Origin of the sequence: Microbacterium sp. LWO12-1.2 (assembly GCF_040675875.1) — a bacterium.
Lineage (GTDB): Bacteria > Actinomycetota > Actinomycetes > Actinomycetales > Microbacteriaceae > Microbacterium.
Window position 1 is genome coordinate 1,847,487 of the sequence record NZ_JBEGII010000001.1, and the last position, 12,995, is coordinate 1,860,481.

Below are 12,995 nucleotides of genomic sequence, written 5' to 3' on the forward strand. Positions count from 1 at the left end.
CATGCGCGTCTGCCTCGCCTCCACCTCTCCCGCCCGCCTGATGCTGCTGCGACAGGCGGGGATCGAGCCCCTGACCACATCGCCGGACGTGGATGAGGACGCGGTCGCGGCGGCCGCTGCCGAGTCAGCGGGCGCCGAGCTGCCCCCGGCAGAGCTGGTGCTGCTGCTCGCGCGGGCCAAGGCGGCCGATGTGGCGCGCCGCATCGCCGCGGAGGACCCGGCGTTCGACGGCATCGTCATCGGTGGCGACTCGATGTTCGCGCTGAACGGGCGCGTATACGGCAAGCCGCACACCGCGGCGGAGGCCACGCGCCGCTGGCAGGAGATGCGGGGGGCGACAGGGATCCTGCACTCCGGCCACTCGGTCTTCCGGATCACTCCGGGCGCGGCTCCCGTCGAGGCGACGGCGACCGCCGAGGCCGCCGTGACCTTCGCCGACGACATCAGCGACGCGGAGATCGCAGCCTACGTCGCGTCGGGCGAACCCCTCTATGTCGCGGGAGCGTTCACGGTCGACAGTCTCGGCGGTGCGTTCATCACGCGTGTCGACGGCGATCCATCCACCGTGGTCGGCATGTCGTTGTCCACGATCCGCCGCCTGGCCGCAGAGCTCGGCGTGACATGGACCGCGCTCTGGAACATCCCGCAGGCCGACTGACTCGTAGACTCTGCGCGACGTTTCGACGTCTTTCTTGTGGAGAGTCGTCAATTGGTTCGGTGGCCTTCTCGCTAGGCTGGCAATCATGCCTGCTATCGCCAAGGTGCTCATCGCCAACCGCGGCGAGATCGCCGTACGCATCATCCGTGCCGCTCGTGACTCCGGAATCGCTTCCGTCGCCGTCTACGCCGACCAAGACCGCGACGCGCTGCACACGCGGCTCGCCGACGAGGCATACGCCCTCGGAGGGGCCACCAGCGCCGAGACCTACCTCCAGATCGACAAGATCCTCTCCGTCGCCCGCCGCGCCGGAGCCGACGCCGTGCACCCCGGCTACGGATTCCTCGCCGAGAACGCCGAGTTCGCTCGCGCGATCATCGGCGCAGGGATGACGTGGATCGGGCCGTCGCCCGAGGCCATCGAGGCGCTGGGCGACAAGGTGACCGCGCGTCATGTTGCCGAGAAGGTCGGCGCGCCCCTCGCCCCCGGCACCCCCGGACCTGTGTCGGGCGCCGATGAGGTCGTGGCATTCGCCGAGGAGTTCGGTCTCCCGATCGCGATCAAGGCCGCCTACGGCGGCGGCGGTCGTGGTCTCAAGGTGGCGCGGGAGCTCGATGAGGTCGCCGAGCTCTTCGAGTCCGCCACCCGTGAAGCCGTCACGGCGTTCGGTCGCGGCGAGTGCTTCGTGGAGAAGTACCTCGACAAGCCGCGTCACGTCGAGACGCAGTGCCTCGCGGATGCCGCCGGCAACGTCGTCGTGATCTCGACGCGAGACTGCTCGCTGCAGCGCCGTCACCAGAAGCTCGTGGAGGAGGCGCCGGCGCCGTTCCTCACGGACGAGCAGAACAGCCTGCTCTACTCGGCGTCCAAGGCCATCCTCAAGGAGGTCGGCTACGTGGGCGCCGGCACCTGCGAGTTCCTGATCGGCGCCGACGGCACCGTCTCCTTCCTCGAGGTGAACACGCGCCTCCAGGTCGAGCACCCGGTCTCCGAAGAAGTCACCGGCATCGACCTGGTCCGTGAGCAGTTCCGCATCGCGGCGGGCGGCACGATCGACTACACCGACCCGGAGCCCCAGGGCCACTCGATCGAGTTCCGCATCAACGGCGAGGACCCCGGCCGCGGATTCCTCCCCCAGCCCGGACCGGTGAACGTCTTCAAGACCTTCGGCGGCCCCGGCATCCGTCTCGACTCCGGCGTCACCGCCGGCGACGCGGTCTCCGGCGCGTTCGACTCGCTGCTGGCCAAGATCATCGTCACGGGCAAGAACCGCGAGGAGGCGCTGGAGCGGTCACGTCGGGCACTCGACGAGTTCGAGGTGGCCGGGCTTCCCACTGTCCTCCCCTTCCACCGCAAGGTCGTCCGCGACCCCGCATTCACGGCGGAGGACGGCAACTTCGGCATCTTCACCCGCTGGATCGAGACCGAGTTCGACAATGACATCCCCGCGTGGGACGGTGAGCTCGAGCCCACCTCCGTCGCGGACGGACGCCACACGGTCGTCGTCGAGGTCGCCGGCAAGCGACTCGAGGTCAGTCTTCCCGACCGCGTGGCCGTTGCCGCCGGCACGGCAGGGCGCCCGGCTGTCGTGCCGCCCTCGCGTCGCAGCCATGCGACAACCGCGAATGCCGGCGCATCGGGCGATGCCGTGAAGTCGCCGATGCAGGCCACCGTCGTCAAGATCGCTGTCGAGGACGGGCAACAGGTCGTCAAGGGCGATCTGGTCGTGGTCCTCGAGGCGATGAAGATGGAGCAGCCCCTGCAGGCCCACAAGGACGGCGTCGTCGGCAACATCAACGCGGAAGCCGGCGGCACGGTATCCGCAGGGCATCAGCTGCTCACGATCAGCTGACCCTTCGACAGGCTCAGGGACCCAGACGGCTCAGGGACCCAGACGGCCCAGGGACCCAGACGGCTCAGGCTCAGGGACTCAGACGACAGAAAAGGCGCCCCACCTCGGTGGGGCGCCTTTCTCATCGTCGGTGTACCTCAGGAGATGTACCCCAGGTGCATCGCGCGGCTGGCATCGGTGATGCTGCTCGACAGCGACGGGTAGGCGGCGAAGACGCGCGAGACCTGGTCGACCGTGAGTCGTCGCTCGACCGCGACCGCGATCGGGTAGATCAGCTCGGAGGCCTTCGGGGCGACGATCACGCCGCCGATCACTGTGCCCGATCCCTTGCGCGCGATGATCTTGACGAAGCCGTCCTTGATCCCCATCATCTTCGCGCGCGGGTTGGCCGCCAGCGGCAGCTTGTAGACGAGCCCGTCGGCGACGCCGTCCTCGACGTCCTTCTCGGAGTAGCCGACCGTGGCGATCTCGGGGGCGGTGAAGATGTTCGAGGTGATCTTGATCAGCTCGAGCGGGATCACGATGTCGCCGAGTGCGTGGAACACCGCCGTGCGTCCCTGCATGGATGCGACCGATGCCAGGGGGAAGAAGTTCGTGCAGTCGCCGACCGCGTAGACGTTGGGAACCGAGGTGCGCGCCACCTTGTTCACGCGGACGTGACCCGACTCATCGAGCTCGACGCCGGCATCCTCGAGACCGATGCCCGCGGTGTTGGGGATCGAGCCGACCGCCATCAGACAGTGGCTGCCCTCGACCGTGCGGCCATCCGACAGCGTCACGACGACTCCGTCCTTGTCGGCCTTCACTTCGTCGGCGCGGGACTTCGACAGCACCTGCATGCCTCCGCGCTTGAACACCTTCTCGAGGACGCTCGCCGCATCCTTGTCCTCGCCGGGGAGCACCTGCTCGCGGCTGGAGATCAGCGTCACCTTCGCGCCGAGGTTCATGTACGCCGAGGCGAACTCGGCACCCGTGACGCCGGAGCCGACCACGATCAGATGCTCGGGGAGCGCCTTCATGTCGTACAGCTGCGTCCAGGTGAGGATGCGCTTGCCGTCGGGCTTGGCCGAATCGAGCTCGCGGGGTGAGGCGCCGACGGCCACGATGATCGTGTCGGCCTCGATGCGGTCAAAGTCGGTGCCGCCCTGGCCGGTGGACACCACGATCGCCGTCGGTCCCTCGAGACGGCCGTGGCCGGAGAGGATCCGCACGCCCGCTTCGAGCAGCGTCGCACGCATGTCCTCGGACTGCTGACCGGCGAGCGCGACCAGGCGCTTGTTCACCGCAGCGAGGTTGATCGCGATCTCAGGCTTGAGCGGCTTGCCGTTCTCACCCTTGGCGTAGAAGTTGACGCCGAGGTCGCTCGCCTCGGAGATCGCGACGGCGGCGTCCGCCGTGGCGATCAGACTCTTGGACGGCACCACGTCGGTGAGGACGGCGGATCCACCGACACCGACACGCTCGACCAGGGTCACCTCGGCTCCGAGCTGAGCGGCCGCCAGGGCCGCCTCGTAACCGCCGGGACCGCCGCCGAGGACGGCGACGCGCTGAGTGCGCTCGAAAGTGGTGGAAGACATGGAAACCATTCTCGCGCAATCCTGGCACCGGAGCCTGCCACTTCCTAGAGTGGATCCATGCCCGAGACATACAGCAACCCCCTCGATGACCCGTCTGCCAACCCGTTCGAGGTCGCAGCCACCGCTGCCGCCGACATCGCCCGGCTGACCGGCGTCGAGAAGCACGACATCGCCCTCACGCTCGGAAGCGGCTGGGGCAAGGCCGCCGACATCATCGGCGAGACCGTGGCGACGATCCCGGCGACCGAGGTCACCGGCTTCTCGAAGCCGGCACTCGAAGGGCACGTGGGAACCCTCCGCAGCATCCGCACGCCCGACGGCAAGAACGTGCTCGTCATCGGCGCGCGCACCCACTACTACGAGGACCACGGTGTGCGCCGCGTCGTGCACAGCGTCCGCACCGCCGCCGCGACCGGGGCGAAGATCATGGTGCTCACCAACGGCGCCGGCGGCATCCGCGAGACCTGGACGCCCGGTCAGCCGGTGCTGATCAGCGACCACATCAACCTCACGGCCGACTCCCCGCTCGAGGGCGCCACCTTCATCGACCTGACCGACCTGTACTCCTCGCGTCTGCGTGATGTCGCCCGCAGCGTCGACCCCTCTCTCGACGAGGGCGTGTACACGCAGTTCCGGGGCCCGCACTACGAGACCCCGGCAGAGGTGCAGATGGCGAAGATCATCGGTGGCCACATCGTCGGCATGTCGACCGCGCTCGAGGCCATCGCCGCCCGCGAAGCCGGTATGGAGGTGCTGGGCTTCTCGCTCATCACGAACCTCGCCGCCGGCATCCAGAAGACGCCACTGAGCCATGCAGAGGTGATCGAAGCCGGACGTGAAGCCGAACCGGTGATCTCCGCCCTGCTGGCCCGAGTGGTCGAGGCGCTGTGAGCGAGGAGAGGCTCGCGCAGGCGCGAGCGTGGCTGCGGCAGGACCCCGACCACGAGACCCGTGACGAGCTCGCGGGGCTCATCACGCGCGCCGCAGGCGGCGACGAAGCGGCGAGTGCCGAACTCGATGACCGTTTCGGAGCACGTCTCGCTTTCGGAACCGCCGGTCTGCGCGGAGAGCTCGGCGCCGGCAGCAACCGGATGAACCGGGTCCTGGTCGCGCAGGCCGCCGCAGGCTTCGCCGCGTACCTCCGCGAGCGCGCTCACGGCGCCACCCCGACGGTCGTGATCGGATACGACGGCCGGCGCAACTCGCGTGTCTTCGCGACAGACTCCGCCGAGATCTTCGCAGGTGCCGGCCTGCGAGCGATCCTGCTCCCCCGACTGCTGCCGACTCCGGTCCTGGCGTTCGCAGTTCGGCGCCTCGGCGCTGACGCGGGCGTGATGGTGACCGCCAGCCACAACCCGCCGAACGACAACGGCTACAAGGTCTACCTCGGCGGCGACGATCAGGGTTCGCAGATCGTCGCTCCGGCCGATGCCGAGATCGCCGCGCAGATCCAGCGGGTCGCCGACACCGTGCGGGTCCCCGCTCTCCCCCGGTCCACCGACTACGAGATCGCGCCGGAAGGCGTCATCGACGCGTATGTCGCCGCGACAGCGGCCGTCGCTCCTGCTCCAGCGGGCGCGGATGGCCTGCGCTGGGTCTACACGGCCATGCACGGCGTCGGATGGGAGACGCTGTCGCGCATCCTGAAGACGGCGGGTTATCCCCAGCCGGCGGTCGTGGATCAGCAGCTTCGGCCGGACGCCCGGTTCCGCACCGTCTCGTTCCCGAACCCCGAGGAGCCGGGAGCGATGGACCTCGCGTTCACGCGAGCGCGACGCGCGAAGGCCGACTTCATCCTGGCCAACGACCCGGATGCGGATCGTCTCGCGGTCGCGATCCCCGACGAGTCCGCCGCAGACGGCTGGCGTCGACTGACCGGCAACGAGGTGGGACTGCTGCTCGGTGCCCGTGCCGCACGAGCCGCGGAGGGCACCCCCGGGGCCTCGCTCGCCTGTTCCCTGGTCTCCTCTCCCGGTCTCAGCGCAGTCGCCGCGCACCACGGACTGGACTTCCACGAGACCCTCACGGGCTTCAAGTGGATCTCCCGCGCCCCGGGCATCGTCTTCGGCTTCGAGGAGGCCCTGGGCTACCTGGTGAACCCCGAGACCGTGCGTGACAAGGACGGCATCTCCGCGGCGGTCGCGATCCTCGGCCTCGCCGCCGAGGCCCGCGACCGCGGCCTCGGACTGGCCGACCTGCTCGCCGAGCTCGGTGACACCTACGGCCACTTCGCGAGCGGGCAGGTCTCGGTGCGCGTCGAGGATCTCTCGATCATCGGCACCGTGATGCTGTCGCTGCGATCGCTGCCACCCACGCACATCGGCACCCACGCGATCGCTGCGGCGGAGGACCTGCTGCAGGCGGCACCCGGTCAGCCGTCAGGCGACGTGCTGCGCTACCGCCTGTCCGACGGATCGCGCGTGATCGTGCGCCCGAGCGGTACCGAGCCGAAACTGAAGGTGTACATCGATGCGAAGGCGGACTCCGCCGAGAACGCCATCGAGGTCGTGGCCGCACTCGAGGCCGGCGTCCGCGTCCTCCTCGAAGAGCGCTCCTGACGCCTAGCCGTGGTCCGCTGGCACTCGCCGGCGGACCACGGCTAGCATCGGAGCATGTTGAGCCGTCATGTCACCATCACCGCGCACAACGGCGTGCATGCGCGACCGGTCGCCGAGCTGGTGCGCGTCGTACAGGCGCACGGTGACGCGGTGACCCTGCGCACCGCTGACGGCGTGGTCGTCGACCTGAGCAGCGTGCTGGCGGTGATGGACCTGGCGCTGGCGCCGGGCGATGCCGTCACGCTCGAGACGCGGGAGTCCTCGGATGCCGCGGCCGTGCTCGACACGTTGAGCGAAGTCCTCGCACCACGACACTGACGGCGATCAGCCGTCGATCACCGCGACGAGCTCGTCGAGGAAGGTCTCGAAGCTCGCGGCCCTGCGCACGATCCGCTGCACGCTCTCGCGCTCGCTGAAGACCTCCACGAGCTGCTCGAACACGGTCTGGAACGCGGCGCGATCACTCTCGCTGAACGCGGCGAGCGCGACGACCTGCACGCGGCCGTCGCCCCAGGCGGCCGAGCCGTCGGCGACACCGATCGCGATGGCGGTCCTGGTCGCCGTCATCTGCAGCGCATGGGGGACGGCGAGCGAGTCGGTGAACGCGGTCGATGACATCTGCTCGCGCGCGATCGTGTTCTCGATGTAGTCCTCGCCGATCAAGCCGGTGCGGACCAGGAGACCGCCCAGGCGCCGGATGATCGCCTCCTCCCCCTCATCGGGAAGCGGCGATACATAGGCGTCGGCGTGGAAGTAGCGTGCCAGCTCTCCGCGCAGGCGCGTCAGGCGGCGTCCCCGGCGCACCCGGCCGGCCGCCGACTGGATGCGGTCGACGTCGGAGTCGGTCAGGAAGGGCTGGATGCGCACGAAACGGTCGCCGGATGCCCCCGGCTCGATCGTGCTGAGCACGAGGTCGGTGTCGAAGGATGTCCAGTCGGGGTCGACGTTGGTGATCACGCTGGTCACCTCGATCGCCGATCCGAGCGAGCGGTCGACACTGGAGCGCAGCAGTTCGTGGAGCTCGTAGTATCCGGGGCAGACGATGGTCGCGGTGAGGATCGATTCGGCTTTGCGGCTCCGCTCGAGACGCCCACCGACGTGCATCGCGATGTACGCGATCTCGTCGTCATGGATGGGTGCGCCCAGGCGGTCGTGCAAGCCGCTGGCGATGGAGACGGCGACCTCGAAGATCATCGGGTAGGAGGTCTTGAGCGACCGGGTGAGCGGGTTCCTGGTGAGTGCGCTCTCTTCGGCCCGACGCAACAGGTTCTGCACGTGCAGCGCGAGCCGGAGCTGGAAGGTCTCGTCGACGAGGTCGACCTGGTAGTCGTCGGCCGCGCGCTGCACCTCGGCGCGGACGGCGGCCTCGACCTCCGGGTCCACGCCGCTGCGGGCGACGTCGCCTGCTGCGTCTTCTCCCGGAGCGACGATGCGGGTCAGCACCAGGGAGGCGAGATGATCGCTGTCCCCCTCGCCGAGTGCCACGGCGAAATGCTCGCCGGCCAGACGCGCGATCACGGCGCCGACCTGAGGGATCTCGGCACGAGCGCCCGACGGCGCGGACTCCAACGCGTGTCCCGCAGCCACCCGCTCGGCGGCGATGGCGATGTGCAGCAGCACATCCGAGATGGCGAGCTCGTTCACGTAGTAACCGAGCTCACCGAGCTCCCGCACCAGTGCCGACTTGAACGGCGCGACGGCGTGCGCGGCGACGGCATTGCCCGCGAGCGCGCGTCGGAACGTCTCCGGGTGGAAAGATGCCGCGTCCATCTCGTCGTGCGCGAGCCTGCTGAGCAGTCGTCGTTGCGCCGTCTCGTTGCCCCGGAGTCGCACGATCTCCCTGTCCCGTTCGAGCGTGAGGTCGGTGCCGTCGATGAGCGCGCGCACACGGGCGAGGTCCGCTTCCAGCGTCGCCTCGCTCACGTGCAGTTGATCGGCTGTCTCGAAGACGTCGATGCCGGCGGGGGTGTCGAGCAGGGTGCGCACGAGACCGTGCAGGCGATCGCGGGGCGCCGACTCGCCGGTCTGACGTATGCGGAGCGCGGCTCGCGCACCGGAGCCCGCGCGATACCCGGCCGAACCGGACTCGACAGCGTCCCCGTCGGGTGTCCGCGCGTTCAAGGCGGCGACGTAGGAGCGCACGCTGCGCGGGGTGACTCCGAGCAGATCGGCGAGGCTGCCCGCCGTCGCCCATGATCCTTGGCGGAGGAGGGTCGAGAGCAGCTGGTCCTGGCGCTGACGCGACATGATCCCTCCGACTCCTCCACGTGCTGACTGCACTGTCCTGACGTGTCTCCATGATGTCAGTTCGCCGAGGGGCATGCGCGGAAACCGAGGTTCCGCAGGGGCGGAAAGGAACGTGGTGGTGACGCACCTCGTCCTTTCACAGACTGTTCTCAGGAAGGTGGCATCGATGAGGATCCTCGTAGTGTGCGGCGCCGGCGCGTCCAGCACGTTCGTCGCTCAGCGACTCCGTCGCGCGGCCGCTGAAGTCGGTCTCGACTGGGACGCCTCCGCAGGCATGGAGAGCTCTGTCATCGACGGCGCGCACGACCTCGTGCTCGTCGGTCCGCACCTCGCCGACCGGCTCGCGGCCATCCGGAGCGCGGTGCACAGCCCGGTCGCGCTCCTTCCACCCGATGTCTTCGCGGACCGCACAGGCGAGCGCACACTCGCCATCGCGCGCGGTCTTCTCCCCGATGTCAGCAGCACCCCGAAAGGAACATCATGACCACCTCTCGCACCGTTCGCATCGGCTCATCGCACGGGCTGCACGCCCGCCCGGCGAAGCTGTTCGCGCAGGCGGCGAAGGATGCCGGCGTGCCCGTCACGATCGCCAAGGATTCCGGCAAACCCGTCAATGCGGCCAGCATCCTGGGCGTCATCGCCCTCGCGATCGAGTACGGCGACTACGTCACCCTCACCGTCGACGGCGACGGCGCCGAAGCCGAGAACGTGATCGACACCCTCACCGAGCTGCTCACGACCGACCACGACCAGGACGCCGCCGGATGAGCACTCTCCGTGGAGTCGGAATCGGTCTCGGCGTCGCCCAGGGCACCGTCATCAGGATGACCGAGGCGCTGCCGGCGCCCGATCAGACACCGAGCACCCGCGGGGCCGACGCAGAGCGGGTCCGGGTGCGGGATGCCGTGGCCGTGGTCGCCAGGGAGCTGAACGAACGTGGTGCCGCCGCCGGCGGATCCGCCCAGGACGTGCTCGAGGCGCAGGCGATGATCGCCGAAGACCCGACCCTCCAGGACGAGGTCGACACCCGCCTCGACGCCGGCGCCACGGCCGAGTGGGCCGTGCACGACGCCTTCGCCGGTTTCCGCGCCACGCTGGAGGCGGTCGGCGGCTACCTCGGCGAGCGTGCCGCCGACCTCGACGACATCGCCCAGCGCGTGCTCGCGCACCTGCGCGGAGTGGACGCCCCCGGCATCCCGAACCCCGGGCATCCGTTCGTCCTCGTCGCCAGGGACCTGGCTCCCGCCGACACCGCGCTGCTCGACCTCGAGCAGGTGCTCGCGCTGATCACGACAGACGGCGGCCCGACATCGCACACGGCGATCCTCGCCAGAGAGAAGGGCATCGTCGCGATCGTCGGTGCGGTCGAGGCCACGGCGCTGGCCAACGGTCAGACGGTCATCGTCGATGCCGCGGCCGGGCTCGTCACCGCTGATCCCTCCCCGGAGGAGTTGGATCGCGCCGCGCAGCGCGCCGCCGAGCGGCGCTCTGCGGATGCGGCACCCCTGACCCCCGGCGCCCTCGCCGACGGCACGCCGATCGCGCTGCTGGCGAATCTGGGGAAACCTGCAGACGCGTCCGACGCCGTCGAACGCGGGGCCGAGGGCGTCGGGCTTTTCCGCACCGAGTTCCTGTTCCTCTCCGCCACGCAGGCCCCGACGATCGCGCAGCAGCGCGAGTCGTACCGCGAACTGCTGGCGGCGTTCCCCGGCAAGAAGGTCGTCGTACGGATGCTCGATGCCGGCGCCGACAAGCCGCTGGCGTTCCTCAACGACGCGCACGAGGAGAACCCCGCGCTGGGGCTCCGCGGGCTGCGAGCACTGCGCGCCAGCGAGGATATCCTCCGGGAGCAGCTCACGGCGCTCGCGGAGGCGGACGCGCTGACCGAGGCCGACCTCTGGGTCATGGCTCCGATGGTCACGACGGTCGAGGAGACCGCCTACTTCACCGCTCTCGCCCGCGAGTACGGGCTGAAGACCGCGGGCGTCATGGTCGAGGTCCCGGCGAGCGCCCTGCTCGCCGACCGGGTGCTCGCGCACGCCGACTTCGCCTCGATCGGCACGAACGACCTGACGCAGTACACGATGGCAGCCGACCGGCTGCTCGGCTCGGTCGCCGGGTTCCAGGATCCGTGGCACCCTGCGGTGCTGCGCCTGGTGCGTGAGGTCGGCGATGCCGGCGCACGCCTCGGCAAGCCGATCGGGATCTGCGGCGAGGCCGCCGCGGACCCGCTGCTGGCTGTCGTGCTCGTCGGCCTGGGCGCGACGAGCCTGTCGATGGCGCCGTCCGCTCTGGCTGACGTGCGCCACACCCTCTCCGAACGCACCCTCGACGAGGCCCGCACGCTCGCCGAGATCGCACTGGCGGCGGATGACGCCGCCGGTGCACGCAACGCGGTGGCGCAAGCCACTGCGTCCTTCCCCTCACATCAGAAAGAGACGACATCATGACGACGACGTCACCAGCCGCCCGGAAGCCGGGCGGGGTCCGAACGGGAGTGCAGCGGTTCGGCACGTTCCTGTCCGGCATGATCATGCCCAACATCGCGGCATTCATCGCGTGGGGCTTCATCACCATGCTGTTCATCCCGAAGGGGTTCTTCGGCGCGGAGACCCCGTTCACGGGCTGGCACTGGGCCGGTGTCGCCGAGATCATCGGCGGTGGCGGCGACTCGGCCATCATCGGCTGGCAGGGCGCCATGACGACGGTGGCGGAGACCGCTGACGGCAACATCCTCGCCTACGTCGGCCTGGTCGGTCCGATGGTCACCTACCTGCTGCCGCTGCTGATCGCCAACACGGCCGGCCGCATGGTCTACGGAGAGCGCGGCGGTGTCGTGGCGACGATCGCCACGGTCGGTGTGATCGTCGGCACGAACATCCCGATGTTCCTCGGCGCGATGATCATGGGGCCGCTGGCCGCCTGGATCACGAAGCAGATGGACAAGCTGTGGGAGGGCAAGATCCGTCCCGGCTTCGAGATGCTGGTGAACAACTTCTCCGCCGGAATCCTGGGCATGCTCCTCGCCATCGCGGGCTTCTTCGCCTTCGGTCCTGTCATGCTCGGAATCAGCGCGGTGCTGGGTTCGGCCGTGGACTGGCTGGTGTCGCTGCAGCTGCTCCCCGTCGTGTCGATCATCGTCGAACCCGCGAAGGTCCTGTTCCTGAACAACGCCATCAACCACGGCGTGTTCACCCCGCTCGGCATCGAGCAGGCCACCGAGACCGGCAAGTCGATCCTGTTCCTCATCGAAGCGAACCCCGGCCCGGGCCTCGGCCTGCTCCTCGCGTTCACGTTCTTCGGCGTCGGAGCGGCGAAGGCATCCGCTCCGGGCGCGGCGATCATCCAGTTCCTGGGTGGTATCCACGAGATCTACTTCCCGTACGCGCTGAGCAAGCCGACCACGATCCTCGCGCTGATCGCGGGTGGCGCTGCCGGTGTGACGACGAACATGGTCCTCGGTGGCGGTCTGGCATTCCCCGCCGCACCGGGAAGCATCATCGCCGTGACCGCGGCCGCGATCGGCCCTGGCGTCGGCAACCTGCTGACCGTCTACCTGTCGGTCGTCATCGCCGCCGTCGTGACGTTCCTCATCACGGGCGTCATCCTGCGGGCCTCGCGCAAGCGTGACCTCGAAGCCGAGGGCGATGCCTTCGGCGCAGCGATCGCGCAGACCGAGGCGAACAAGGGCAAGTCCTCGGCAGCCATGGACGCGCTGCGCACCTCCTCCGGCGCCGCCGCGACGGGTGCTGCGGGAAGCGTGGTCACCGACCGTCGCATCACGAACATCGTGTTCGCCTGCGACGCCGGCATGGGCTCCTCCGCCATGGGCGCGAGCGTGCTGAGGAACAAGTTCAAGAAGGCCGAGATCGACGGGGTCACGGTCATCAACCAGGCGATCGCGAACCTCGACGGCACCGCCGACCTCGTGATCACACAGCAGCAGCTGACGGATCGGGCGAAGGCGCAGTCGCCCAACTCGATCCACGTGTCGGTCGACAACTTCATGAACTCTCCGAAGTACGAAGAGGTCGTCGAGATGGTGCGCACTCAGCGCGACTCCGACGCGTGACAGACCAGGCGGGGCGGGTGCCACGGCATCC

At 69.2% G+C, this 12,995-nt stretch carries 11 protein-coding genes; 9 read left to right on the forward strand and 2 right to left on the reverse strand.

Annotated elements, in window-relative coordinates:
- The first annotated feature begins 1 nt into the window (after window position 1).
- Window positions 2-658 (forward strand): Maf family protein, encoded by a 657-nt coding sequence (locus tag MRBLWO12_RS08870; RefSeq protein ID WP_363558571.1) that lies wholly within the window; start codon window positions 2-4, stop codon window positions 656-658.
- An 85-nt stretch (window positions 659-743) separates the two neighbouring features.
- Window positions 744-2,510, forward strand: coding sequence for an acetyl/propionyl/methylcrotonyl-CoA carboxylase subunit alpha (locus tag MRBLWO12_RS08875; RefSeq protein WP_363554634.1), 1,767 nt, complete (start codon window positions 744-746; stop codon window positions 2,508-2,510).
- Window positions 2,511-2,647: 137 nt separating this feature from the next.
- Here MRBLWO12_RS08875 and MRBLWO12_RS08880 read toward each other — a convergent pair whose 3' ends face one another.
- Entirely contained in the window at window positions 2,648-4,096 is a 1,449-nt protein-coding gene (locus tag MRBLWO12_RS08880) for an NAD(P)H-quinone dehydrogenase (protein WP_363554636.1), read from the reverse strand.
- Window positions 4,097-4,144: 48 nt separating this feature from the next.
- Between MRBLWO12_RS08880 and MRBLWO12_RS08885 the strand changes: the two genes are divergently transcribed.
- Genes MRBLWO12_RS08885 through MRBLWO12_RS08895 form a run of 3 tightly spaced genes read left to right on the forward strand, consistent with a single transcriptional unit; the run spans window position 4,145 to window position 6,963 of the window.
- The gene (locus MRBLWO12_RS08885; protein WP_363554638.1) at window positions 4,145-4,978 is read left to right on the forward strand and encodes a purine-nucleoside phosphorylase; all 834 of its coding nucleotides are present in this window, start codon (window positions 4,145-4,147) and stop codon (window positions 4,976-4,978) included.
- The gene (locus MRBLWO12_RS08890) at window positions 4,975-6,645 is read left to right on the forward strand and encodes a phospho-sugar mutase (protein WP_363554640.1); all 1,671 of its coding nucleotides are present in this window, start codon (window positions 4,975-4,977) and stop codon (window positions 6,643-6,645) included. Before MRBLWO12_RS08885 ends, MRBLWO12_RS08890 begins: the two co-directional genes overlap by 4 nt.
- Window positions 6,646-6,699: 54 nt before the next feature.
- Window positions 6,700-6,963, forward strand: coding sequence for an HPr family phosphocarrier protein (locus MRBLWO12_RS08895; RefSeq protein WP_363554642.1), 264 nt, complete (start codon window positions 6,700-6,702; stop codon window positions 6,961-6,963).
- 6 nt (window positions 6,964-6,969) lie between these two features.
- Here MRBLWO12_RS08895 and MRBLWO12_RS08900 read toward each other — a convergent pair whose 3' ends face one another.
- The gene (locus MRBLWO12_RS08900) at window positions 6,970-8,892 is read right to left on the reverse strand and encodes a BglG family transcription antiterminator (protein ID WP_363554644.1); all 1,923 of its coding nucleotides are present in this window, start codon (window positions 8,890-8,892) and stop codon (window positions 6,970-6,972) included.
- A gap of 166 nt (window positions 8,893-9,058) precedes the next feature.
- Between MRBLWO12_RS08900 and MRBLWO12_RS08905 the strand changes: the two genes are divergently transcribed.
- Genes MRBLWO12_RS08905 through MRBLWO12_RS08920 form a run of 4 tightly spaced genes read left to right on the forward strand, consistent with a single transcriptional unit; the run spans window position 9,059 to window position 12,964 of the window.
- Window positions 9,059-9,376, forward strand: coding sequence for a PTS sugar transporter subunit IIB (locus MRBLWO12_RS08905; protein ID WP_363554646.1), 318 nt, complete (start codon window positions 9,059-9,061; stop codon window positions 9,374-9,376).
- The gene (locus MRBLWO12_RS08910; RefSeq protein ID WP_363554648.1) at window positions 9,373-9,660 is read left to right on the forward strand and encodes an HPr family phosphocarrier protein; all 288 of its coding nucleotides are present in this window, start codon (window positions 9,373-9,375) and stop codon (window positions 9,658-9,660) included. Before MRBLWO12_RS08905 ends, MRBLWO12_RS08910 begins: the two co-directional genes overlap by 4 nt.
- Complete coding sequence (gene ptsP / locus MRBLWO12_RS08915; RefSeq protein ID WP_363554650.1) at window positions 9,657-11,342, forward strand: phosphoenolpyruvate--protein phosphotransferase; 1,686 nt, start codon at window positions 9,657-9,659, stop codon at window positions 11,340-11,342. The genes MRBLWO12_RS08910 and ptsP overlap by 4 nt, the downstream gene beginning before the upstream one ends.
- Window positions 11,339-12,964: a PTS mannitol transporter subunit IICB gene (locus MRBLWO12_RS08920; protein WP_363554652.1), complete on the forward strand. Its 1,626-nt coding sequence runs from the start codon at window positions 11,339-11,341 to the stop codon at window positions 12,962-12,964. The genes ptsP and MRBLWO12_RS08920 overlap by 4 nt, the downstream gene beginning before the upstream one ends.
- Window positions 12,965-12,995 lie beyond the last annotated feature (31 nt).